This is a genomic window from Leeia sp. (assembly GCF_041909055.1).
In the GTDB taxonomy this organism is placed as follows: domain Bacteria; phylum Pseudomonadota; class Gammaproteobacteria; order Burkholderiales; family Leeiaceae; genus Leeia; species Leeia aquatica.
The window spans coordinates 555,286-580,262 of sequence record NZ_JAYREC010000002.1; the positions used below are offsets into that span (position 1 = coordinate 555,286).

At 58.7% G+C, this 24,977-nt stretch carries 18 protein-coding genes; 9 read left to right on the forward strand and 9 right to left on the reverse strand.

Annotated features, from left to right (window positions below; genetic code table 11):
* Window positions 1-47 precede the first annotated feature (47 nt).
* The 6 genes from ACE3O2_RS08325 to aceB all read right to left on the reverse strand — a co-directional run bounded on the left by ACE3O2_RS08325 (window position 48) and on the right by aceB (window position 10,954).
* Window positions 48-1,409 (reverse strand): aspartate aminotransferase family protein, encoded by a 1,362-nt coding sequence (locus ACE3O2_RS08325; protein ID WP_374336488.1) that lies wholly within the window; start codon window positions 1,407-1,409, stop codon window positions 48-50.
* A gap of 16 nt (window positions 1,410-1,425) precedes the next feature.
* Window positions 1,426-2,760, reverse strand: coding sequence for a glutamine synthetase family protein (locus ACE3O2_RS08330; RefSeq protein ID WP_374336490.1), 1,335 nt, complete (start codon window positions 2,758-2,760; stop codon window positions 1,426-1,428).
* 246 nt (window positions 2,761-3,006) lie between these two features.
* Entirely contained in the window at window positions 3,007-4,983 is a 1,977-nt protein-coding gene (locus ACE3O2_RS08335; RefSeq protein WP_374336493.1) for a M48 family metalloprotease, read from the reverse strand.
* Window positions 4,980-7,037, reverse strand: coding sequence for a DUF4034 domain-containing protein (locus ACE3O2_RS08340; protein WP_374336495.1), 2,058 nt, complete (start codon window positions 7,035-7,037; stop codon window positions 4,980-4,982). The genes ACE3O2_RS08335 and ACE3O2_RS08340 overlap by 4 nt, the downstream gene beginning before the upstream one ends.
* Window positions 7,038-7,104: 67 nt before the next feature.
* Window positions 7,105-9,165, reverse strand: coding sequence for a DUF4034 domain-containing protein (locus ACE3O2_RS08345; RefSeq protein ID WP_374336497.1), 2,061 nt, complete (start codon window positions 9,163-9,165; stop codon window positions 7,105-7,107).
* A 199-nt stretch (window positions 9,166-9,364) separates the two neighbouring features.
* Window positions 9,365-10,954 (reverse strand): malate synthase A, encoded by a 1,590-nt coding sequence (aceB, locus tag ACE3O2_RS08350; RefSeq protein ID WP_374336499.1) that lies wholly within the window; start codon window positions 10,952-10,954, stop codon window positions 9,365-9,367.
* 276 nt (window positions 10,955-11,230) lie between these two features.
* Here aceB and ACE3O2_RS08355 point away from each other — a divergent pair, with 276 nt between their 5' ends.
* Window positions 11,231-13,699, forward strand: coding sequence for a putative bifunctional diguanylate cyclase/phosphodiesterase (locus ACE3O2_RS08355; RefSeq protein ID WP_374336501.1), 2,469 nt, complete (start codon window positions 11,231-11,233; stop codon window positions 13,697-13,699).
* On the forward strand, window positions 13,699-14,619 hold the full coding sequence (locus ACE3O2_RS08360) for a LysR family transcriptional regulator (protein WP_374336503.1): 921 nt from the start codon (window positions 13,699-13,701) through the stop codon (window positions 14,617-14,619). Before ACE3O2_RS08355 ends, ACE3O2_RS08360 begins: the two co-directional genes overlap by 1 nt.
* Here ACE3O2_RS08360 and pdxH read toward each other — a convergent pair.
* Both pdxH and aceA read right to left on the reverse strand, forming a co-directional pair.
* Window positions 14,600-15,241: a pyridoxamine 5'-phosphate oxidase gene (pdxH, locus tag ACE3O2_RS08365; protein WP_374336505.1), complete on the reverse strand. Its 642-nt coding sequence runs from the start codon at window positions 15,239-15,241 to the stop codon at window positions 14,600-14,602. The two genes, ACE3O2_RS08360 and pdxH, sit on opposite strands and share 20 nt — an antisense overlap.
* A gap of 129 nt (window positions 15,242-15,370) precedes the next feature.
* Entirely contained in the window at window positions 15,371-16,651 is a 1,281-nt protein-coding gene (gene aceA, locus ACE3O2_RS08370; protein ID WP_168875359.1) for an isocitrate lyase, read from the reverse strand.
* 498 nt (window positions 16,652-17,149) lie between these two features.
* On the opposite strand from aceA, the gene smpB reads away from it, so the two are divergent.
* The 5 genes from smpB to ACE3O2_RS08395 all read left to right on the forward strand — a co-directional run bounded on the left by smpB (window position 17,150) and on the right by ACE3O2_RS08395 (window position 20,910).
* Window positions 17,150-17,599, forward strand: a complete 450-nt coding sequence (gene smpB / locus ACE3O2_RS08375; RefSeq protein WP_168875358.1) for an SsrA-binding protein SmpB — start codon at window positions 17,150-17,152, stop codon at window positions 17,597-17,599.
* Between the two features lie 60 nt (window positions 17,600-17,659).
* Entirely contained in the window at window positions 17,660-19,234 is a 1,575-nt protein-coding gene (gene guaA, locus ACE3O2_RS08380; protein ID WP_374336508.1) for a glutamine-hydrolyzing GMP synthase, read from the forward strand.
* Between the two features lie 163 nt (window positions 19,235-19,397).
* Entirely contained in the window at window positions 19,398-19,763 is a 366-nt protein-coding gene (locus ACE3O2_RS08385; RefSeq protein ID WP_374336510.1) for a hypothetical protein, read from the forward strand.
* Between the two features lie 53 nt (window positions 19,764-19,816).
* Complete coding sequence (locus tag ACE3O2_RS08390) at window positions 19,817-20,347, forward strand: ComF family protein (RefSeq protein ID WP_374336512.1); 531 nt, start codon at window positions 19,817-19,819, stop codon at window positions 20,345-20,347.
* 2 nt (window positions 20,348-20,349) lie between these two features.
* On the forward strand, window positions 20,350-20,910 hold the full coding sequence (locus tag ACE3O2_RS08395; protein ID WP_374336514.1) for a hypothetical protein: 561 nt from the start codon (window positions 20,350-20,352) through the stop codon (window positions 20,908-20,910).
* Window positions 20,911-21,431: 521 nt separating this feature from the next.
* Here the strand turns inward: ACE3O2_RS08395 and ACE3O2_RS08400 are convergent.
* Window positions 21,432-22,034: a hypothetical protein gene (locus tag ACE3O2_RS08400; RefSeq protein WP_374336516.1), complete on the reverse strand. Its 603-nt coding sequence runs from the start codon at window positions 22,032-22,034 to the stop codon at window positions 21,432-21,434.
* Window positions 22,035-22,212: 178 nt separating this feature from the next.
* Between ACE3O2_RS08400 and ACE3O2_RS08405 the strand changes: the two genes are divergently transcribed.
* Window positions 22,213-23,484: a nitrate/nitrite transporter gene (locus ACE3O2_RS08405; protein WP_168875343.1), complete on the forward strand. Its 1,272-nt coding sequence runs from the start codon at window positions 22,213-22,215 to the stop codon at window positions 23,482-23,484.
* Between the two features lie 54 nt (window positions 23,485-23,538).
* Complete coding sequence (locus tag ACE3O2_RS08410; protein WP_168875342.1) at window positions 23,539-24,924, forward strand: NarK family nitrate/nitrite MFS transporter; 1,386 nt, start codon at window positions 23,539-23,541, stop codon at window positions 24,922-24,924.
* Window positions 24,925-24,977: the final 53 nt, after the last annotated feature.

Genomic DNA, 24,977 nt, shown 5'->3' on the forward strand with positions numbered 1-24,977 from the left:
AAGGCTTTTCCGCAAAACGGGGAGTGTACCGCGCCCCGCTTGGGCTGTCAGGCATGCAATTCCTGCAAGCATTGGTCAAAGACCGCCAGCAGGCGTTGCACGTCTTCCGCCCGGGTATCCGGGCAGACCAGCATCATGTTGTGGAAAGGCGTAATCAGCAGACCCCGGTTGAGCAAATACAGATGAATGATCTGTTCCAGCTCACTGTCCAGAATCTGCTCAGCTTCACTGCCATTGCGGGGCGGCGCAGGGGTGAACTGGAACTCGGTACGCGCCCCGATCTGCGTGACACACCAAGGCAGTTGCCGCTGCGCAATACGCTCGCGCAAGCCCTTGGCCAGCTGCTCGGCCAGCGGGATCATGTGCGCATAAGCGGCGTCGGTCATGACTTCGGCCAGATTGGCACGCATCGCCGCCATCGCCAGCATGTTGGCAGTCAGGGTGGTGCCGATGCCGGAATGGCCGGGCGGGGCATTGCGCTTGGCCGCTTGTGCACGCTCCGCCAGTTCGGCGCTGAAGCCATATACCGCGCAAGGTACGCCGCCCGCGACCGGTTTGCCGACCACAAACAGGTCGGGCTGCAAACCAAAGGCCTGGGTGTAACCACCGGGTCCGGTACTGATGGTATGGGTTTCATCAATGGCCAACAAGGCACCATGGCGACGGATGATGGCCTGCGCCTGCTGCCAGTAGCCTTCCTCCGGCAACACCATGCCGATATTGGTCATCGCCGGTTCAGCCAGTACGCAGGCAATGTCGCCTTCAGCCAGCGCCGCATCCAGTGCGGCCAGGTCATTGAACTCCACCACGCGGGTGTATTGGGTCAGGTCATAGACCTGCCCCAGCAGGCTGTCACGCTGGCGCGGTTGGCCCTCGACCAGATCGACAAACACATCATCGACGGTGCCGTGGTAGCAGCCGTTGAAGACCAGAATCTTGCTGCGTCCGGTAATCGCACGCGCCCAGCGGATCACGAAGCGGTTGGCATCGGTCGCGGTCATGGCAAATTGCCAGTAGGGCAGGCCAAAGCGGCGCGCCAGCTCAGCACTGACCCAGGCAGCATCTTCAGACGGCAGCATGGTGGTAAAACCTCGCTGGGTCTGCTCCGCTATGGCGCGTGCCACCGGCTCCGGGGCATGACCAAACATGGCACCGGTATCCCCCAGGCAGAAGTCGACATAGTCGTGACCATCCACATCCTGAAAACGGGCACCACGCGCAGCCGCCACATATAGCGAGAAAGGGGTGGACCAGTCGTTCATCCAGTGCAGCGGTACGCCAAACAGCAAGTGCTGACCCGACTGGGTGGAGAGCACTTTCGAGCGGGGCATGCTTTCGACAAAACGTTCCTGCTCGCGCCGAAACAGGGCGCGGGCGCGATCCATGTTGATGCCGTGACGGATTTCCATGGTGTTCTCCTGTTCCTTAAACGTGCAGTTGCAGGTGTTCGCGTTCCCAGGCCGTAATGCCCCGCGAGAAGGTTTCGTATTCCTTTTCCTTCACCGAGCAGAAGGCTGGCACAAAATCACTGCCCAGGACTTCAGCCAGCTCGGCGCACTCCGCCAGTGCTTCTACTGCGTCCCCCAGGTTGCGTGGCAATTCGTAGTCGAGGTTATAGGCGCTGTCGGACATGGGAGGGGAGGCAAGCAAGCCTTCCACCATCCCCAGATAACCACAGGCCAGCGTCGCGGCCATGGCCAGATACGGATTGACATCGACCCCCGGCACCCGGTTTTCCAGTCGGCGCGCTTCCGGGCCAGAGTTGGGTACCCGAATGCCACAGGTACGGTTGTCGTAACCCCAGCGCACATTGATCGGTGCCGCGGTGAAGCGGGACAGCCGACGATAGGAGTTCACATAGGGTGCAAAAATGGCGGTCGCCTTGGGCATGTACTTCTGCAAGCCGGCGATATAGCTGAAAAACAGCTCGCTGGCACTGCCATCGGCATTGGAAAAGATATTCTGGCCCGTTTTATCCACGATGCTCTGGTGAATGTGCATGGCACTGCCGGGCTCGTCCTCCATCGGCTTGGCCATGAAGGTCGCAAAGATGTTATGACGGAAAGCGGTTTCCCGTACCGCGCGCTTGAACAGGAACACCCGGTCAGCGAGGTCCAACGCATCACCATGCGAGAAATTGATCTCCATCTGCCCCGCACCCACTTCATGGATCAGGGTTTCCACCCCCAGTTCGGCGGCATCGCAGAAGTTGGATAAGTCCTGGAAGAAGGGGTCGAACTCGTTGACGGCGTCGATGGAGAAGGACTGACGGCCCACTTCACGCCGCCCGGCACGTCCGGTCGGCGGGCGCAAGGGCTCGTGCGGATTGTTGTTTTGCGCGATCAGGTAAAACTCCATTTCCGGCGCCACTACCGGACGCCAGCCTTTGGCTTCGTAGAGTTTCAGCACCCGGCGCAACACGGCGCGAGGGGAAATGCCCACCGGGCGGCCATCAAAGTCCTGGCAGTCGTGGATCACCACGGCAACGGGCTCGATGGCCCACGGAACCAGCCGCACGGTCGCGGCGTCGGGCACACAAACCATATCCGGATCGCTGGGACCCACAAAGCGCTCGTAGTCGGCAAATTCACCGTTGACGGTGATCATCAACACCGCCTTCGACATTTTCATGTCGTCCTCATTGAGGAACAGGTTGCGCGGCACGATCTTGCCGCGCGCGACGCCCGTCATATCCGGGATGACGCATTCGACTTCGTGAATCTGGTGCTGGGTAAGAAAGTTTCTGAGTTGCTCCGGCATGATCGCCTCCAGTAGATTTTGATAAATATGATCAAATCATCTGTAAGCTATATGCCGCCCGATGCACCGGATCGCCACAGAGAGAACTTTCTATTGAACGTGCGTTTATTGGTGGTAGACATGGATGGTTTACTGCAATATTTGATCAAATCATGACATGCAGTATGACGTCTGTCAAATTTGATCAAATGTTGCAAAGTTAATCAGGCCCAACGTCACGTTAGGCCTGATACCATCAAACACAGCTCAGGCAGGGTCGAACAAGGGCAGGGCACATTCTGGTAAACGCGCGAGCAGCAGGGCATCGTGGCGTGTCAGCACGTGGTCCTGATAGTAGTCAGGCATAGGCACCGTGTGACGATCCAGCCAGACGCGGCACGCCTCAGTGTGGCTGGATCGAACAGGGGAGAGCAGGGATTCGGCAGCGCTTGTTTGCGGCTCGACCAGCAGCAGCCAGGTGGTATGACGCGGGTTCAGACGGGATACCTTGTGCGCCACCCAGACTTGCCGCACCCAGCCACGCACCGGTTGCAAAGCCTCTTGCAGTTGCTTGCGCTGATACGCACTGAGCGTCGGGCGCTGCAAATTGTCACTGGCGTCCACACACGCCAACTCCTGCCGGCTGCGGCCATAGCGCCGCAATGCTTCGTCATGTGCCAGCAGGTAGCGCTCCGCCGCAAGGTCATCCTCCTGCAGCATGGCCATCCGGGCCAGCGCGTCCAGGCAGGCTGCTTCCAGCTGAGGGTCTACCTGCATCGCCTGTTGCAAGATGTCTGGCGCTTCCGCCCAATTTTCCATCCGGATGGCCAGCAAGCCCAGCTGATGCAAGCTGCGGGCGTGTTGCGGCTCGGCGGTCAAGGCCGCCCGCAAGCTCAAGCGGCATTCTTCATTCGGCTTACCCAGCGCCATCTGTGCAATGGCCAGTTGCAGCCAGTCTTCTGCGGAGAAAGCCTGGGTGGCTTGCTTGCGCAATAGGCCATGATAGGTCGCCAATTCCGGCGGCTCGTGCAACTGATGCTGCTCGTGCCAGTAAGCGCGCTGATGTTCGCGCCAAAGCGCGTCCAGCTGCTCCGCAATGACCGACTGGTTTTCGTCCAGCAGGACTTGAGACGCAGGATAGTCACAGGGCAGCGGCAAGGGCGGCAAATCGGCCTCCATCCCCAGCGCACTGATCCGGTCGTACAGACTGGGGTGGGTATCGTCGTAATCGGTCAAGCGAGACAGATGCTCATGCATCAGGATGGTCTGACTGATCCATTCCTTGGGGTCCCGAAATACCTGCGACCACGGCATGGCCATCTCTGCCAGCGGAATGCGGCCCACTGGCGCCGTCAATCCCAGCATCAGATGATAAGGTGCCACGTCGGGTTCAGCATGCTCGCGGCTGTGACGATACACATGGGGCCAGAAAACACGGTCCAGCCAGTGATCTGCCAGATGGCTGACGATCAGCGCCGTGGCGGCATCTTCTGCTGAGGTGAGTCGTGCAGACGCCTGATCCGCTGCATATTCGCTGGCACGGTTCAATACAAAGGATTCCGCGTTGAAACGCGGCGCATACCAGCGCAAAAAGCGGAGCAGGGGGTAGCTGGCATAGCTGCGCTGCCGCTCCAGATGGTGACGAAGCCGGTACCAACTCAGCCGCATCTGGTACACATGACTGCCAAAGCGCCCATGATCCCCGCGCAGGTGGGCAAATTCATGCGCCAGCACCGCCGTGGCTTGCTCCAGTGTGAAGGTCGCCAGCAGCGGCATCCCGATGATCAGGGTGTTGCGGCTGCCCAGCAGACCGCCTAGCCTGGGCTGCTGGCGTATGGCCGCGTTCAGCCGTGCGTCCAGGCGAACCTGATGCACACGAACCTGAAACGCCCGCTCCAGCGTATCCAGCAGTTCAAACAGCTTGGGCGCTTGCTGCCGCTGCAGGGGCAGTGCATCCTCGCCATGCTCTACCGGCACCGCCAGCAAGGTTTTCAGCAGACGCCAGCCAAAGTGGCTTGCGGCCAGCAAACTCCCCCCAAACAGCACAGCTACAATCAGATGCTTGCTGAACAGCAAGGCCAGAAACAAGGCCACCGGGGCCAGCATGGCCAATAAAGCCGTACCGCCAATCACGCCGTAGCCAAGCAAAAGCCAACCCAGCACGCGCCACTGAAAACGCTGGTCCCGGGCGGGTCCGCCAGATTCCAGCTGGCGGACCCGCCGGATGAAGTCACTCTGGTTCACACCTCAAACCCTTCCGGTACAAAGATACGGCCAGCTTCCAGCGCTTGACGCAGTTCTTTGCGGCCTGTGTTCATCATGCGTGACAGCACCCCGGTCAAGCCGTTGCTCTTGTTGTCCTTGATCAGCCCTTTGAGGTACTTTTCAAAGTCGTCGTCCTCATCCAGCTGCTGTGCATGTTCAGCCCAGGCCACGGCCAGCTCCGATGAGTAATACGGCCCTTTCTTGCGACTGTACAAGTCTGCCAGATACACAGCCGTGCACAGCTGGGTATAGTTCTCTTCGTTGTTCAATAACGCAGGTGTCAGTTGATCGTGCGCCCATTGCGCGTCTTCTGCACTGCCACTGTCAATCAACAAGCGATAGAGCCATAGCATGGCATCATCGTCCCCCCCATTGAGTGCCGCCAACAGCAAGTCACGCGCCTCGGCAAACTGCTGCGGGTCCTTGATGATGAAGCCATCAGCCAGCAGGTAACGCTTGGCCAGCAGAAACTGGGAGCGCGGGTGTTCAAGCGCCGCCGCTTTACGTTGCCAGAACTCAGCTCGCTCCGGGTTTTCCGGATAGGGGCTATTCTCGCTGTCCTCGAGCGCGCCACGATAGAGGTCGGTCAGGAAATTCTGTGCCCAGGGCACATCCCGCTCAGCCAGCACATTGGCCAGCCAGTAGGCGGCTTCATGGTGCTCGCCATCCCACAGCAGGTCCGGCACATAATAGGCATCGTTATGCTCACTCTCGCTGCTGCGCAGGGCCAGCAACGCCTTGTCCAGCAGACCTTCGCGCTCCGTTTTCGGCATGCCGAACAAACCAAACTGACGTGCGGTCAACGCCAGCAACAGCTGCCAGGCACTGTTGTTCCATAGCTCAGCCACTTGCAGCAAACTGGCAAAGGTTTCATTGGGGTCGAGCATGCCATCACGGACGACATCCAGGGCCAGATTCTTCATGTCATCTTCATCGGCGCAGGCGGTCAGTGTCGTCGCAGCGTACATCTGCACGGCCTCGGTACTGTGCACATAGGCTTGCTTGACCTTGCCTTGATAGCTGAGAAATTCACTGTATTGCAGCAGCAAACGGAAACGACACCAGTTGGGCATGGGGCGGCCAAGCAGTTGCTGCCAGTCGGCGTCACGCTCAGCCAGACCTTCATGGTCTTCATGGTCTGGATAGTCCGTGATGTAATCCATGGCTTTGCGATACCACAGGCGGCCACGCCCTTTCTCACTCAGCGCCGCACACAAGGGCCCATTGATAAAGGCTTCGATTTCTTCATGGCTGCCATGCCAACGCGGGTAAAGGTAGTAGGTGGCAGTATCCAGGGCCGCGACATGAAGCGGGTTAGCATCCATGGCACGTAGTAGCCAGTACAAGCGCCCTTCGGCGAATTCGTGCTCCGCGCGCGAGGGCAGCTTGCCAGGCAAGGCTGAAGGGTAGGGCAACAGACTCCCCCCAAAGTGCTGGACATGTTCCAGCCCGGCCTCCCACAGGAGGCGCTCGTGTTCATCGTCCGGGGCGGTTGCGGGCGGCGTGACTTCCCCCATGAACAAATGCACCAGCCAATCCGGCTCGCGCAGGTATGAGGCAATCTGCATCAGAGAGTAGTAAGCCAGCGCAGGGCGCTCATGCAAGTCAATCGCCTTGAGCAAGTAAATGCAGGCATTATCGCGCGCCATACGTGCGCCTACCCAGCGGTCTTCTGTGACGCTGTGTGCCCAGCCACCACCGCGGATGCTGCTGGCAAAGTCGATCCACAGTGCCCCCAGGTAGCAGTATGCGTGATAGCTGTCCGGGCGGGCATCTATCCACCGCTGCAAGGCGGCCATTCTCGCCTCGGCTTGCCAGGTATCCTCGTCGAACAATCTTTGTACATTGGTCAACCACTCATAATCGAACTCGTCATCGACATCCTGCTCAGGCGAAGCGTACAAATCTGCCTGCTGCTGGAGGAGCGCTTCCAGCTCATCATAGGCACCCGCCTTGAGATATTGCTGTAGCGTATGCGTCAGGTTTTCTGCGGCTTGCAGACGTGCGGCAACAGGTTGCAGATCAATGCTCATGAGGGTAATCAATCCTGATTGAAGTAGATAAAGGCTGGGGTTGGGTGGGCCTGAACTCAACGCACTGTCATAGGGAGAATCCTTCCGGGACGAATACTCGGCCATTGTTCAGTGCGGCTTTCAAACCTGCACTGGGATCACGCATCAATCGAGACACAACGCCAATCAGACTCTTGTTATCGGTGGTATTGGCCTCGATGAGATTCTGCAGATATTGAGAGAACTCACCCTCTTCATCCAGCGCCATGGCCTGCTTGGCCCAGGCGACCGCCAACTCCGGGGCATGGACAGGGCCATTTTTCCGACTGTACAAATCGGCCAGATAGACCGCCGTACAAGCACGCGTGTATCGACGGCTGTGGTTGAGCAGCTCTTGCGTAAAAGTGTCATGCGCCCAATGCGCCTCTTCCGGACTGCCGCTATCAATCATCAGGCGGTACAGCCAGAGACGGGCATCATCTTCACCATTGGCGAGCGCACTATGTAGCAGGTCGCGTGCCTCGGCCATCACCATGGGGTCAGAGACGATGAAGCCATCCGCCAGCAGAAAGCGCTTGGCCAGCAAAAATTGCGCTCGCGGGTGTCTCAGGGCCGCAGATTTGCGTTGCCAGAACAGGGCCAGCTCGGCATCGGTGGCATAGGGGTTTTGTCCATTGTCTTCCAGCACCCCCAGATAAATATCCACCAGAAAGATCTGAGCCCATGCCAGGTCTCGATCAGCCAGGCATGAGGCCAACCAGAATGCGGCCTGATAGTGCCCACCACGCCACAGCAGCATGGGTACGTCATAGGCGTCATCATGCACATGCCCCTGGTGGTGTAATAGCTGCACCGCATGATCCAGTTGACCGTCTTTCTCGACCTGCGGCATCCCGAACACGCCAAATTGCCGCCCCACCACGGCGAGCAACAGGTGCCAGCTGCTCCGGTTTTGCCACTCTGCAATGCTCAGATAGCCGACCAGTATGCCCTGAGGGTCCGGCACGCCATCGCGCACAATGTCGATCGTGATGTTTCGCATGTCCGACCGCTCACACTGGATCGTCACCCCGCTCTGGGTATAGCATTGCATGGCTTCCGCATGATAGCGATACGCCTCATCAAGGCGGCCTTGGTAACTGAGGTACTCACCATACTTCATCAGGCAACGTACTTCACACCAGGCGGGTTTGCTCCGCGCCAGCAGACCCTGCCAATCCGCGTCCAGGTTGTATTCATCATCAAAGTGGTCGTACTGGTAATCCTCGATGTCATCCATCGCCTTGGTGTACCACAGTCGTCCTCGCTGCTTCTCGCTCAAGGCTTTACAGAGTGGTCCGTTGATAAAGGCCTCCATGGCTTCATGACTGCCGCCCCAACGCGGATACAAGAAGTAGACGGCATTGGCCAGGGTGGCGAGATCCCATGGGTTCACTTCAATGGCACGCAGCAACCAGTAGACATGTCCCTCGGCAAACTCATGCGCTGCCCGCGGTGGCAATGTCTGTGGCAACTGTTGCGGGTAGGGCAGCAGAGCGCCTCCCAGTGCCTCAATGTGGATAAAGCCGGCATACCAGTGGGCATGATCGTCGGGGTCTTGCGGTGGGGAGGGGGGCGGCGTCAGCTGCCCCTTGAACAGATGGATCAACCAGACAGGCTCACCCAGAAACGAGGCGCATGTCATCAATACCCAGAAAGCCAGACAAGGCTTGGCATCAAGCGAGATGGCACGAAGGGCATGGACACAGGCATTGTCAGCCGCCATGGCGGCCCCAAGCCAACGATCCCCACTGACCTGGTCCGAGCACGCTTCCGTACGGATGGTGCTGGCACGGTCGAGCCAGAAGGCTGCCAGCATGACTTGCGCGTGATAGCTGGATGGCCTGGCCACCTCCCACTGCCCTAGCGCCGCCAGGAGCTCAACAGGTGTCCACTCACGATGCAGCAACATCCGTTTGACGTCTGTGAGCCAACCGTAGCCCAGCAGCTTGTCAACACACTCGGTACCGGAGGCATGGTTTGAGGCATGGTACTGGAGCAGCTCCTCCAGTTTGTCATACTCAGCATGACGAAGAAAACGCTGAAATGAGGCAGCGGCCGCAGATTGTTCAAGCAGGTTCTGCTCGAACAGTGAAAGGTCAAAGGTCATCTGGATGCTCAATTCAGGTTGCTGGATGCGGCTGTTGGGTCCCACTGAAGGGCCTCAGCCTGTTATAGGTTGCTCATGCTGCAGGCATTATGCCCCAGTCATCCAATGACAAACCAAGTTGTGAGCAAAGCGTAATGAGGCGGAAAAGACACACGCCCCGGGCGGGGCGTGCGGAGAGAATGGTTACGACTGAGGGGGCTTAAACTTTCTCGTACAAGGGTAAGGTCAGGAATTCGGCAAAATCCGTCTGGGTGCACATCTGCTCGAAGATCTGTGCCGCTTCGGTGTATGGCGTGGCCTGGAAGCGGGCATCGCCGTGCTCTGCGCGGATCTTGTCCAGCTCCTGCGGAATCAGCGCAGCCACCAGATCCGCGGTGACCTTGCGGCCATCTTCCAACACGCCCTTGGGTGAGCGAATCCACTGCCAGACCTGCGAGCGGCTGATCTCTGCCGTAGCGGCGTCTTCCATCAGGTTATGGATCGGCACGCAGCCATTGCCCGCCAGCCAGGAACCGAGGTACTGAATGCCCACATTGATGTTCATCGCCAGACCTGCTGCAGTGATCGGTGCTTCCGGCTGGAAATTGAGCAAGTCTGCCGCGCTGACCTGCACATCGTCCCGCTGCTTGTCGATCTGATTCGGCCGATCACCCAGCACCGCCTTGAATTCGGCCATGGCCAGCGGGACCAGCCCGGGGTGAGCCACCCAGCCACCATCGTAACCGTCGCCGGCATCCCGTGCCTTGTCGGCACGCACACCGGCCATGGCCTTCTCATTGGCTTCGGCATCATGCTTGATGGGAATCAATGCAGCCATGCCGCCAATGGCCGGAGCGTGGCGCTTGTGGCAGGTTTTCAGCAGCAGCAGGGCATAGGCACGCATGAAGGGGACGGTCATGGTAATACGGGCACGGTCTGCCAGGCAGAAATCCCGATCCTGCTTGAACTTCTTGATGCAGCTGAAGATGTAATCCCAGCGCCCGGCATTCAAACCCGAGGAATGCTCGCGCAGCTCATAGAGGATTTCATCCATCTCGAAAGCCGCCAGGATCGTCTCAATCAGGACGGTGGCCTTGATGGTTCCCTGCGGGAGCCCCAGTTCATCCTGGGCCAGCTTGAAGACATCATTCCACAGCCGCGCTTCCAGATGGCTTTCCATCTTGGGCAGGTAGAAGTAGGGGCCATAGCCACGCGCCAGCTGCTCCTTGGCGTTGTGGTAGAAAAACAGGCCAAAGTCGAACAGGCTGCCCGAGACACGCTGCCCATCAACCAGCATGTTCTTCTCATCTAGGTGCCAGCCACGCGGGCGCACTACCAGCGTTGCCACCGTATCGTTCAGCGTGTACTGCTTGCCATTCTGCTCCAGTGTGATCTGGCGTCGCACAGCATCATACAGGTTGATCTGGCCATGAATCTGGTTACTCCAGTTCGGCGTATTGGAATCCTCGAAGTCCGTCATGTAGCTGTCGGCGCCCGAGTTCAGCGCATTAATGATCATCTTGCGCTCAACCGGCCCGGTAATCTCCACCCGCCGACGCTGGAGGGCGGCAGGCAGCGGGGCAATACGCCAGTCGCCCGCACGAACGTCAGCCGTCTCGGCCAAGAAGTCCGGGAGCTGCCCGGCATCCAGCGCAGCCTGGCGTACCACTCGGGCAGCCAGCCGCTCCTGCCGACGTCCCTCGAAGGCGCGATGCAGCTTGGCCACAAAGCCGAGTGCATCCGGGGTGAGGATGCGTTCAAAGCCGGGCTCGATCGGGGCGGTTAACTGAATACCTGCGGGCAAATTCATGATCAGCATCTCCTGAGGTTATCGTCGCGCTGCTGCGCTGTTTCGTTGCAATGCAGCAAGTTTATTATGTTGCTTATAGAAATAAAATAGCGCAAAAGGTCAAATCATCTTTTACATTACTAATGGTAATTTTCAGGCTTTTATTGTGGCATAGTGTGTTTTCAGAGCAGCCTGCCGGAATACACGCAAACCATGCTGGCCGCATGGGCAGGGCTGTCGTACACTGCAGCATGCATCTGTTTTTTACTGACCCACAGACAGAAATGGGTTGTCACCGTGAGTGCTGAGACCAGCGCCTTGCTTAAGCCTTATCTGGACCCCGCCCCAAAGGCTGGCCATCCTCATCTTGCCCGGTTGATTCATCAGCGTCTGGCAGGCGGCGAAAAAATCGCCAGTCAGTTACTTCCAGAGCTTGAAGGGGTGTATGCACAGGCACACTCTCTGCATCGGGACGACGAGCTGCTGTGTCTGTATTGGCTGATTCGCTGCTGGTGTGAGGCTGCCCTGGAGTCCAGCGCACTGGTCCGATGCGAGCGCTTTGCCACTTTGCTGTCTGACTGCCCGAATGAGGCATTTCGTGAGCAAGGGTACCTGTTGCTGGCGCACGTCCAGATGCTGTCGATTGGCATTGGTGCCGCGATGGCCAGCTTCGGGCATTTGCCGATGTCGTCCCGGCAGGTCGCCAGTCCATGGGGGCGTGCGCTTCATTTGCTGGTTCAAGGACGTATTGAACGAGAGCAGCGGCAGTATGCTGCAGCCATTACCCACCTGCGTGCCGCCGTTGCCGGTTTTGCTGATACGGGCAGCCCCGGCTGGCAAGCGCTGGCTTTGACCTGGCTGGGCACCACCCTGAAGCGAGACCAGCAATGGGAGGCCAGCCTCAGCAGCCATGAGGCCGCCGCGAAACTGGCGGAAGAAGCCGAACTTCCGCTACTGCATATGGGCATCCTGGCCAATATGTATGACCCATTGGCGGAGCTGGGACGACTGGATGTGGCGGCAGAACGCCTGCAGCAAGCCTGGCAGATCCATGACTGGAGTTTGCCGCCCGCCTGTACCTGGCTGGGGCTGCTGTACAGCAATACTGCATTGCTGGAGGCGGAGCGGGGGCATTTTGACGAGGCCTTGCGGCTATCAGATGAATCAATCCGTCTGGACCTGTGGCAACAGCGGTACGGGGTGGCGGCTCATGGCTATCATGAAAAAGCGGACATCCTGAGCCGGGCAGGTCGCCATCAGCAGGCGGTGCAGGCGCTCAAGGAGTCATTCCGGCAACGGGAGCTCTACCTGCAGGATGTCTTCCAGCATCAGCTGGATGCCTTGCTCAGTCAACTGGATCTGGCGCATGCCCGCCTGGAACAGCAACGCTTGCAGGCCACCGCCAGCGAACTGGAAGCCATGGTGGATGCACGCACCCAGGCCTTGCGCAAGGAAATGGCCGAGCGGGCGCTGGCCGAGGCCGCGTATCGCCACCAGGCCAGCCACGACAGTCTGACCGGCTTGCTGAACCGGGCGGGCATGCTGGACTGGCTGCAACAGCAGGCGGGGGGGCAAGCCTACCAGCTGATCTTGCTGGACCTGCACGAGTTTACCCGCCTGAATGACACCCTGGGCCATCAGGCAGGTGACCGGGTCCTGATTGAACTGGCTCAGCGCCTGCAGAATCGGGTCATGCCCGGGGATGCTGTCGCCCGCATCGGCGGCGGCATGCTGCTGCTGGCGCTGAAAGAGCCGGATGCCTATCAGCGGTTGCGGGCCTGCCAGCAGGCCGTCGCCTTGCCTTTTTCGGGCCAGGATGGCGAGCCGGTTCGCATCGCCGCGCATTGGGGCGGCAGCCGCTACCCGGAGGACAGTCACGACCCCGACCTGCTGATCCGCTATGCATCGATTGCAGCCAATCTGAGCCTGGAACAGCTGTCGGCGGATGTCACCTATTTTGTCCCAGACATGTCACTTAACCTGAGCCGCCGCGCCATTCTGGAGCGGGACCTGCATGAGGTGCACCAGCGTGGCGAGCTTCAGTTTGCCTACCAGCCCATTTTCCAGTTGAGTGATCAGCGGGTTGTCGGGCTGGAGTTGTTGCTGCGCTGGCAGCACCCCAGTCTGGGTGACGTGGCACCGGCAGAGTTCATCCCCATTCTGGAGGAAACCGGTTTGATCCACCCGGTAGGGGACTGGGTTTTGCAGCAGGGCATTGCCCAGTTGACCGCATGGCACCAAGCGGGGGCCAACATCACGCTGGCCGTGAATATCTCGGCTGTACAACTGGCCGATGCCCACTTTGAGGCGCGGTTGTCCAGTCTGCTGAAACATAGCCAGCTGCCACACAATGTACTGGAGCTGGAGCTGACAGAAAGTGCATTGCTTTCACAGCCCGAGCAGGTGTGTACCACCCTGCAACGGCTGGCAGAGCTTGGCGTTCCCTGCTCCCTGGATGACTTTGGCACCGGCTACTCCAGCCTCTGCTACCTGGCCCAATTACCGATCCGCAAGCTCAAAGTAGACCGCAGCTTCATCATCAGCATGCTGGATAACCCGGCCAGCATGCAGGTCACCAAAGCGATTGTGTCGCTTGGGCATGGACTGGGCATCCCGCTGATTGCGGAAGGGCTCGATCAACCCGAGCAACTGCGGGCCGTCGCGACATTGGGTTGCACGCTGGGGCAGGGTTTTTTGTGTGCACAGCCGATGAATGCGAGCGATATCTGGGCCTTGATTCGCCCTGATCGGGTGATGCTGGCCTGATGGATGCGTTTAAGCAAATCGCAGCCTTTGTGGCTGTGGCCACCCAAGGGGGGCTCTCTGCCGCTGCCCGCGTGGAAGGGGTTACACCTGCCATCATGGGACGACGGCTGGATGCGCTGGAGGCTCGTCTGGGGGTAAAACTGCTACAGCGTACCACCCGTCGCCTCTCGCTGACCTTTGAGGGTAGTGCGTTTCTGGAGGACTGTCAGCGGCTGCTCACGGATCTGGCGAATGCGGAAGCTTCAGTTACGCTCGGCAGCATTCGCGCCAGCGGTCATGTGCGCCTGACGGCGCCAGCAGGTTTTGGCCGCCGTCACGTTGCGCCGCTGCTGACGGCCTTTTGCCGCCAGCACCCCGAGGTTCAAGTCAGCCTCGACTTGTCAGATCGCATGGTGGATCTGGTCAATGAAGGCATGGATTGCGCCATTCGCATCAATGGCGAGCATGATCACAATCTGGTGAGCATCAAGCTGGCAGAAAACCGGCGGCTGGTGGTGGCCAGCCCGGCCTATCTGGCGGAACGCGGTACGCCACAAACCCTGGAAGACTTGTCACAGCATCATTGCCTGCTGCTGGGCAGCAGTAACCAGCAGCGTGGCTGGCAGTTTCAGCGCCAGGGCGAACGTGTCACCATCAAGGTGCAAGGCCCGCTGTGCTGCAATGATGGTGCGGTCCTGCACGAATGGGCGCTGGCCGGGATGGGGCTGGCCTGGCGCAGCCTGTGGGAAGTGGGAGACGATCTGCGTGCCGGAAGACTGCTCACTGTACTGGATGCCTTCCGGACGCCGGCCAGCCATATTGATATGGTTTTCCCGCAGCAGCGCCAGATGCCGCTACGGGTTCGTCTACTGATTGATTATCTGAAAGCCTGCTATGCAGCGCCGGGCTACTGGGGCACGATCACGGCGCCAGACGGCTGACCTGCCAACCGCCCGCCTGCTGCCGCAGGTACTGCACCCGGTCATGCAGACGGCTGGGGCGTCCTTGCCAGAACTCCAGCCGGTCCGGAATCACCTGATAGCCGCCCCAATGTGGCGGACGCGGGACGTGCAAGACATACTTGAGGCCAAACTCGGCCGCGCGGGTCACCAGCACACTCTTGCCACTGATTTCCCGGCTTTGCTCCGAGGCCCATGCACCAATCCGGCTGGCATAAGGGCGGCTGGCAAAATACTGGTCTGATGCTTCGCCAGGCAGCTTTTCAATCCGACCCTCAATCCGTACCTGCCGCTCCAGCTCCGGCCAGAAGAAGGTCAACGATACAAATGGGGTGGCATCAATCTGCTGACCTTTGCGGCTTTGATAATTGGTGAAGAACTGCAAGCCACCATCTTCTACCCCCTTCAGCAGCACAATCCGCCCGCTGGGCCGACCATCCGAGCCGACCGTCGCCAGATGCATGGCGGTTGGCTCCGGCACCTTGGCCTGCAGCGCCTCATCCAGCCAGCGCTGAAACTGTGCAACCGGATCGGCCAGACAATCGTCCGGCGAGAGTTCCTGCTTGGCGTAGTCCTGGCGTATGTCGGCAAGGGATGACGTCATGGTGCAAGGTATCCTGAGGGTTAGAATGTGCTTATTGTCACCCGCCATGGCCTGCATGTGCAATGCACAACGGCCACCCGAAGGTGGCCGTTGCAGGGCAGGGCGCTACCCTTGGAACAACCGAATCGCTTAGTGGAACTGCTCTTCTTCGGTCGACCCCTTCAGTGCGGTGGTCGAAGACTGGCCGCCTTGAATGGTCTGGGTCACAGCATCGAAATAACCAGTGCCGACTTCACGCTGATGCTTCACGGCAGTGAAGCCACGCTCGGCGGCGGCAAATTCGTTCTGCTGCAGCTCCACGAAGGCCGTCATGTTTTCGCGAGCATAGCCATACGCCAGATTGAACATCGAGTAATTCAGGCTATGGAAACCAGCCAGCGTGATGAACTGGAACTTGTAGCCCATGGCACCCAGCTCGCGCTGGAACTTGGCAATGGTGGCATCGTCCAGGTTCTTCTTCCAGTTGAACGACGGCGAGCAGTTGTAAGCCAGCATCTTGCCGGGGAACTGGGCGTGGATGGCCTCAGCAAACTTGCGGGCATACTCCAGATCCGGCTTGCCGGTTTCGCACCAGATCAGGTCTGCATACGGGGCATAAGCCAGCCCGCGGCTGATGGACTGTTCCAGGCCCGGCTTCACACGGTAGAACCCTTCCACCGTACGCTCACCAGTGCAGAACGGCTGGTCACGCTCATCCACGTCGGAGGTCAGCAGGTCAGCGGCTTCAGCATCGGTACGCGCCACCAGCAGGGTAGGGACGCCGTACAGGTCAGCTGCCAGACGGGCGGCGACCAGTTTTTCAACGGCTTCACGGGTCGGCACCAGCACTTTACCCCCCATGTGACCACACTTCTTCACCGAGGCCAGCTGATCTTCAAAGTGCACGCCTGCCGCACCGGCTTCGATCATGCCCTTCATCAGCTCGTGCGCGTTCAGCACACCACCGAAACCGGCTTCCGCATCCGCCACGATGGGTGCAAAGAAGTCGATGTCGTCATTGCCTTCGGCGTGATGCAGCTGATCCGCACGCTGAAAGGTATTGTTGATGCGGCGAACCACTGCGGGCACCGAGTTTGCCGGATACAGCGACTGGTCCGGATACATTTCGCCGCCCAGGTTGGCATCAGCGGCCACTTGCCAGCCCGACAGGTAGATGGCCTTCAGGCCAGCCTTGACCTGCTGCATGGCCTGATTGCCGGTCAGCGCGCCCAGCGCGTTGACGAACGGCTCTTCGTTCAGCAGCTTCCACAGCTTCTCAGCGCCACGGCGAGCCAGCGTATGTTCAATCTGTACCGAGCCACGCAGGCGCTCGACATCCGCAGCGCTGTAGCCACGGGTAATGCCTTTCCAGCGCGGGTTCTCATCCCAGTCCTTCTGGATGGCGGCAATGCGTTGTTCACGAGTGGTCATGCGTGTTCCCCTTTTTTGGTTTGGTCGTGTCTCTACTGCTCGACGCCGGGGCACGCGAAGGCTGGTCACCGGCGTCAGGACTGCTCGCCTGCCAGCAAACCGGGGTTTGCCAATGAAGGCGGACAGTGTTGCTGCATTTGCGTTACGGCAAAGAGCGTCCTGCGTTGGGTGCCAGAGATCGGGTCTGGTCATCCATCCCGGCCACCAGGTAACGGCGGCGGGCATGTGCAGGGCAAGTACCGGGTTGACGGCATTTGCAATGCACAACTGGATCATGTAACGCATTATATACACAAAACTTTCCATTATGTGCAACGCAACAATGAAAAGTGAGTGATGGTTCATTATATAGAATGTAGTGCCCATGTAGTCAAGCCATTGCCCGGCTTTTTGCGGCATCGGCATTGCTCCGTAAATGCCTTACGCGGGGAGGGCGCCTTCTGGTATAATCCTTGGCTCACTTTTACCTGACGCGCCCTGGCCTTCGGTCACGCTGACATGAGCATCACCACCAACAAAAAAGCCTTTCACGACTACTTCATCGAAGAACGCCTCGAAGCTGGCCTGGTGCTGGAAGGGTGGGAGGTGAAGGCCATTCGTGCAGGCCGTGTGCAGCTGAAGGAATCCTACGTGCGCCCGTTGCGTGGCGCGTTCTACCTGATCGGCTGCCACATCACGCCGCTCAATACCGCCAGCACCCACGTGACCCCTGATGTGATCCGCAACCGCAAGCTGCTGCTGCATGCGCGCGAGATTGCCAAACTGATCGGCAAAGTAGAGCGCTCCGGCTATACCCTCGTTGCGCTGGACCTGCACTACAGCAAGGGCCGCGTGAAGCTGGAAATCGGGCTGGGCAAGGGCAAGAAAATGCACGACAAGCGGGATACCGCACGGGAAAAGGATGCGCAGCGGGAGATGCAGCGCGCCATGAAGCAGCAGAAGAGATAGCATTCAAAACACTGAGCGGGCTGCGGCCCGCTCAGTGCGTTTTCAGACGGGAGAAGGTATATGGACAAGGTTCTCATTCTGGATTTCGGCTCGCAGGTCACGCAGCTGATTGCTCGCCGCGTGCGCGAAGCACACGTCTACAGTGAGATTCACCCCTTCGATGTCAGCATCGAATTCATTCGCAGCTTCAACCCCAAGGCCATCATCCTTTCCGGCGGCCCTAACTCGGTGTACGAAAGCGATTACCAGGCCACGCCGGAGCTGTTTACCCTTGGCGTGCCGGTTCTAGGCATCTGTTACGGGATGCAGTGGATGGCACAAGCGCTGGGTGGCAAGGTCGAGAGCGGCCATGTGCGTGAATTTGGTTATGCCGCCATCCGCGCCCGTGGCCACTCCGCACTGTTCCGCGACATTCAGGACCGCAGCAATGAAGAGGGCCATGGCCTGCTGGATGTCTGGATGAGCCACGGTGACAAGGTGACCGCCCTGCCGGAAGGCTTTAAGCTGATTGCCAGCAATGACGCTTGCCCGATTGCCGCCATGGCAGACGAAGCACGCCGCTTCTATGCCGTACAGTTCCACCCGGAAGTGACTCACACCAAGCAAGGCACCGCAATCATCAGCCGCTTTGTGCTGGAGATTGCCGGTGCACGGCCTTCCTGGGTGATGAAAGACTACATCGAAACCGCTGTAGCCCGCATTCGTGAGCAAGTGGGTAGCGATGAGGTGATCCTTGGTCTCTCTGGCGGTGTTGATTCGTCGGTTGCCGCCGCGCTGATTCATCGCGCCATTGGTGACCAGCTGACCTGCGTGTTTGTCGACCACGGCCTGTTGCGCTACCGCGAAGCCGAGCAGGTGATGGACATGTTTGCAGGCAATCTGGGCGTCAAGGTGATTCACGTCCACGCCGCAGCAGACTTCATGAAACACCTGGCAGGCGTGAGCGACCCGGAGCAGAAGCGCAAGATCATTGGCCGCGAGTTCGTGGAAGTGTTCCAGCGCGAATCCGCCAAGCTGCCCAAAGCCAAATGGCTGGCTCAAGGCACCATCTATCCGGACGTGATCGAATCCGCCGGTGCCAAAACCGGAAAAGCCCACACCATCAAGAGCCACCACAACGTGGGCGGGCTGCCGGACACCTTGCATCTGCAGCTGCTGGAGCCACTGCGCGAACTGTTCAAGGATGAAGTCCGTGAGCTGGGCGTTGAGCTCGGTCTGCCGCACCATATGGTCTACCGCCATCCCTTCCCGGGCCCGGGCCTCGGCGTGCGTGTGCTGGGTGAGGTGAAAGCCGAATATGTGGAGCTGCTGCAACGCGCCGACGCCATCTTCATTGAAGAGCTGCGCAACAGCCGCAATGCCGAAGGCAAAAGCTGGTACGAGCTCACCAGCCAGGCCTTCGCCGTATTCCTGCCGGTGAAGTCCGTCGGCGTGATGGGCGATGGCCGTACCTACGACTACGTGGTCGCCCTGCGCGCCGTCGTCACCAGCGACTTCATGACTGCCCACTGGGCTGAGTTACCCTACGATCTGCTGGGTCGTGTATCCAACCGCATTATCAACGAAGTGCGCGGCATCAACCGGGTAGTCTACGATGTGAGCGGAAAACCACCCGCAACGATCGAGTGGGAATGATTGCGCATCTGGCCGAGGCTGGTATCAGCAGGCACTGAAACAACGCTAAGCCCGCGATTTTGCGGGCTTTTTTCATTTTTGAAGTGGCACTGACTGGCACCTTCTGGCACGTCCAAGCAGACTTTTTTCATGGCATTTTGAATGGTACTATTCAAAGCGCCATATGTTTGACGAAATTGCCGATGCGGCGCAAGGCGTTGGTTGCAAGATGACCGCCTGTGTGGACGACGTGACTATCTCGGGTGCGGCGGCCACCAAGTCCCTCCTCGGTACAGTGCGCCAAACCATCGGGCGTCATGGTCTACGCACCCAGGGGCGGAAGTCCAAAACCTACGCCAGCGGTGCGGCCAAATCCATCACCGGGGCAGTGGTGGTTCAAGACGAAGTTCGATTCCCAAACACCCGCCACTTGAACATCCACCGTGCCCGTCAAGCGGTGAAGGTAGCAGCTCCGGCCGAGCAGGATCAGGCGCGGCGGGTGTTGGCTGGACGATTACAAGAAGCGCGACAAGTATTGGGGAAAGGGTGACCGCTTTGAAAGCTTCGCTTCGACAAATTCGTGGGCCTTGGGATGACGGGTGGGTGCTGGACAAGCACACCCTGCAAAGCGTTTATCTTGGTGACGAACATGGCCATGCCCGCTTTGATACGACCCGCACCGAGGTTGGCGAGGCCACGTATCAACTCAAGTACCGCAGCGATTGGGCGCAAGTTAAGCCGCTTGCGCAGGCCATTGCCGAGCACATCTACCCGAAGCTGGCCAACGTTGGGTTCATCGTCCCGATGCCGGCATCGAATCCGCGCCATCGGCAGCCTGTCACCGAAGTAGCCAATGAGCTAGGTGCGCTGGTGACGGTGCCTGTGTTCGACGGCCTGCTGGTGAAAGCTGCGAATAAAAAGTCCCTCAAGGACCTGCACACCAAGGATGAGAAGATCGAAGCGATCGGCGATAGCTTCAGCGTAAACGATGTTATCCAAGGCAATGGTCCCTGGAACGTGCTCGTCGTCGATGACTTGTTCCACACCGGGGCGTCAATGGAGGCCGCTTGCAAAGTGCTGCGTGCGTACTCCAAGGTACGGAAGATCTACGTAGCCGCACTCGCTTGGAGATGAAGATGACTACGCGAGTTTTCATTGCTGGTTCGATGAACATTAAGCACCTTGATCCGAAGGTCAAGGAGCGAATCGACAACATCGTTGCCCAAGACTTTGAGGTGGTGGTGGGCGATGCTGACGGAGCCGACACCTCGATCCAGCTGTACCTGGCCAACCACGGTACGACGAGGGCAATCGTTTTCTGTAGCGGTGAGCGGCCCAGAAACAATGTAGGGCATTGGCCTGTTCAATGCGTCGAGACAAGTCACTCCAAGGGATCGCGTGCGTTCTTCACCGCGAAAGACATCCGCATGGCCGAGGTTGCTGACATCGGATTGATGATCTGGGACGCCAAGAGCACGGGTACTCTCAGCAACGTCATTGAACTTTTGGCTCGGAAGAAGAAATCTGTCGTATTTGTGAATAAGGCTAAGGTCTTCAAGAACATCGCCACAGTTGAACAGCTCGAAGAACTACTGTCTTTCATGTCGGAACATGCCAAGCAGAAGGCCGACGAGAAGATTAGGCTGTTTGCTCGGATCGACGCACTGAAGCACGAACAGATTCAGATGTTTGCATGAGTGGGAAGAGGGACAGAGCCAGATTCAGATCGGGCAAGTTCCAGAGTACGATATACAACTCTGCACATTCCAGCGGGCGAACTATATTAAGCGCGCTTCGGAGGTATAGCTGACACCTGTAGGTGAGGGTATTACAGGTGCGAGTTACGCAATCGTGGTGATCGCAGGCCTTTTTCGCAAAGATGCGTAGTCAAAAGGGCAGGAGATCGCGAAATGATAAGCCTGTTTTCACAGCCACACTGACCATCGAGAAAGTTTGATGCACAAGCGCGGGCCTTTCTTTCGGACTCCATGGTGGAGTATATTATTTTACATAATAAAAATTATACGAACAATAAGTAGTGCTCGAAGTATTGCGTTTTTATTCTGGGTATGTAACAAGGCACTGCAACACTTCATCCATAAATGGTAACTTCTTACGTTGCCGGCCAACTGATGCAGCATATCTCTTGCAAATTGCAAAATAAGCTTATCATCTAATTTCTTAGAAATTCGGCTATGAAAGAAATCTCATAGATTACTCAAGCTGGTACAATCAGTTTCACAGTCTCGCCATCCAAGACAGCACCATAGTGTTCCGGTAGGGCCATTAGTGGGCGGCAAGCAGGAAGACAGTGCACAAGCTGCCATGCCTGCAATAGTTCATGCTGTACCTTGCGCCCCGCTTCGGCGCCGAGCACGCTGACTGACCAGCCGGAATCCGGCATCCAGACTTCGGGCTCAAAGCGCTGTAGTTGAAATGCTTGTGCGGTAAGGCAACCCGTTTCCATCAGGACATGGTCATCATAGGCCGTCCATACCGGGCTTACCCCTGTGAACTCGGCAAAGGCCCGTTGCTCACTGTATATCTCAAGCGTCTGACAAATACCTGGCACGATGCCTTGTGCAGGATCCCCATCAAAATCTGGCTCGCCGAGCTGCAGTACGCCGTCAGTTTGCTGGACGAGGATCAGTTCAGACCAGCCGAAGCGGATGCGGTCCCCTACGGTGAGTGCGCCTGTGCGCTCGTAATGCTGGCGCAGTGTGCGCTGTACGCGAGGTAGCAGGTCGGTTTGAGCCGCATTCGCTGCTACGGTCACACGACCTGGCCCCAGTTGCCATTGCTGCGTAATCTGCCCTGCCATGGTATGCCTCTGTTGCAGTATCTGTGTATAGCAGCGGAAACAGGTCCCGGGGTCAAGTCGGCCAATGCTCAGCCACCCGGACTAGTTCTTTTGATCGCCCACGCTAGCCCGTCTGGTGAATGGGCGGCCTGACAGCAGCTCGCTAAGCTGGCAACACGTCATTAAAGCGAGATGCATCATGAGCCGTGACCCTGCAGGCGGCAATGGCCGCGCCCTTTCCGTGCTGGTTTCCAGCACCTTTGCCTTCACTATCTGTTTTGCTGTCTGGATGATGTTTGCGGTGATGGGGATCCCCATCAAGAAGCAGCTGAATCTGAGTGAAACCCAGTTTGGCTTGCTGGCAGCCATGCCGGTGTTGACCGGCTCGCTGGTACGGGTACCGCTGGGGATCTGGACGGACCGTTTTGGTGGCCGCATCGTGTTCTTCATCCTGATGCTCTCTACCGTGATCCCTATCTGGTTGATGAGCTATGCCACCGAGTACTGGCATTTCCTGGTGCTGGCGCTGTTTGTCGGGCTGGCCGGTGGCTCCTTCTCGGTAGGCACGCCGTATGTGGCTCGCTGGTTCCCAGCCAACCGCAAAGGGTTTGCCATGGGCGTGTTTGGCGCAGGCAACTCGGGTTCGGCGCTGACCAAGTTCGTCGCCCCAGCACTGATTGCTGCAGCAGGCAGCTGGGTGATTGTACCCAAGGTCTACGCCGTCGCCATGCTGGTAACGGCCATCCTGTTCTGGGTATTTTCGGCCACCAATCCGGCGCACAACGTGCCCTCTACCGTCGGCTTCATGGAACAGCTGCGCATGCTGAAAGACCCGCGTGTGTGGCGCTATTGCCAGTATTACTCGGTGGTATTCGGCGGCTATGTCGCGCTGGCACTGTGGATGACCAAGTACTACATCGGCGAGTACGGTTTTGACATGAAGCTGGCTGCCCTGCTCGCCGCCTGCTTCTCGTTGCCGGGCGGGGTGTTGCGCGCCATCGGTGGCTGGATTTCCGACCGCCAGGGTGCTTACAAGACCACCTGGTGGGTGATGTGGGTGTGCTGGGTGGCTTTCTTCCTGCTCAGCTACCCGCAAACCAATTTCACCATCACCACGGTCAACGGCCCGCAGACCTTCCACATCGGCCTGAGCCCCACCCTGTTCACGCTGCTGCTGTTTGTGGTCGGCATCGCCACTGCCATCGGTAAAGCCTCGGTGTTCAAGTTCATTGCGGATGACTTCTCCGACAACATCGGCGCGGTGTCCGGCATCGTCGGCCTGGCAGGCGGCCTCGGTGGTTTCCTGCTGCCAATCCTGTTCGGCATGGCACTGGACCTGACCGGCGTACGCACCAGCTGCTTCATGTTGCTGTACGGCACTGTGTGTGTGTCCCTGATCTGGATGCACTTCAGCTTCCGTGCCGAGAGTGTGGCCGAAGGTCAGAAAGCCCTGGCCAGCAAGGCCGCCTGAGCTGCTTTTACAGAATCCGGGCGCTGCGGCGCCCATCCCTGGGAGTAATGCATCATGTCCAGCCATGTACTGAAACGCTGGGAACCGGAAAATCCGGCCTTCTGGTCAGAAAACGGTTCCCGCATCGCCAACCGTAACCTGTGGATCTCCATTCCCGCGCTGATGCTGGCTTTCAGCATCTGGATGCTGTGGAGTGTGGTGGTGGTCAATCTGGATAAAGCCGGGTTCCAGCTGTCCAAGAACCAGATGTTCTGGCTGACGGCCTTGCCCGCGCTGTCTGGCGCTACTTTGCGCATTTTCTACAGCTTTCTGGTACCCATCTTCGGTGGCCGCAAGTGGACGGCCATTTCAACCGCCAGCTTGCTGATTCCCGCACTTGGCATGGGCTTTGCGCTGCGCGACCCCTCCACCAGCTACCCTACCCTGCTGCTGCTGGCCCTGCTGTGCGGTCTGGGCGGTGGTAACTTCAGCTCCAGCATGTCCAATATCAGCTTCTTTTTCCCCAAGGCCAAGAAAGGTTTGGCCACCGGGCTCAATGCAGGGATCGGCAATCTGGGCGTGAGTCTGGTGCAGTTTGTGGTGCCGATGGTGATTGCCTCGGCCATGCTGGGCAGCGTGGGAGGCGAGGGTCACACGTTCATCAAGGACGGCGTGGAAAAGCACATCTGGCTGCAAAATGCCGGCTTCATCTGGGTACCGTTCATCATTCTGGCCACGCTGGCAGCCTGGTTTGGCATGAATGACATCGCCGATGCCCGCGCCTCTTTTGCCGATCAGGCGGTGATCTTCAAGCGCAAGCACAACTGGTTGATGTGCTGGCTGTACATCGGCACCTTTGGCTCTTTCATCGGCTTCTCGGCCGGGCTCGCCATGCTGACCAAGTCACAGTTCCCCGGCATCAACCCCACCACCTATGCCTTCCTTGGCCCACTGGTAGGCGCCTTGTTGCGTCCGCTGGGTGGTTGGCTGTCGGACAAGATTGGCGGTGCCATCGTCACCCTGTTCACCTTTATCGGCATGACACTGGCCGTCTTCGGCGTCATGCACTACCTGCCGCATGGCGGCGTGGGGGGCGACTTCTACGGCTTCCTCAGCATGTTCATTGTGCTGTTCGCGCTGACCGGCATCGGTAACGGCTCCACCTTCCGCATGATCCCGGTGATCTTCCTGACCGAACGGCAGCGTGCTGCTGCTGGCAAGGGAGAACAGGCCGAGAAGCAGGCTCTGGCCGAAGGTGGCAAGGAAGCGGCCGCAGTGCTCGGCTTCTCCGGTGCCATCGGTGCGTATGGTGGCTTCTTTATCCCGAAGAGTTTTGGCACTTCGCTGGAGCTGACCAACTCGGTAGATGCTGCCCTGTACTGCTTCATTGCTTTCTATGTGAGCTGCATGGTGCTTACTTGGTGGTTCTATGCGCGCAAGGGCGCCGAGATGCCCTGCTGATCAATACCTGCACACCCGGCTGCGAGCCGGGTGTGTGCTTTCCGGGGTACTAC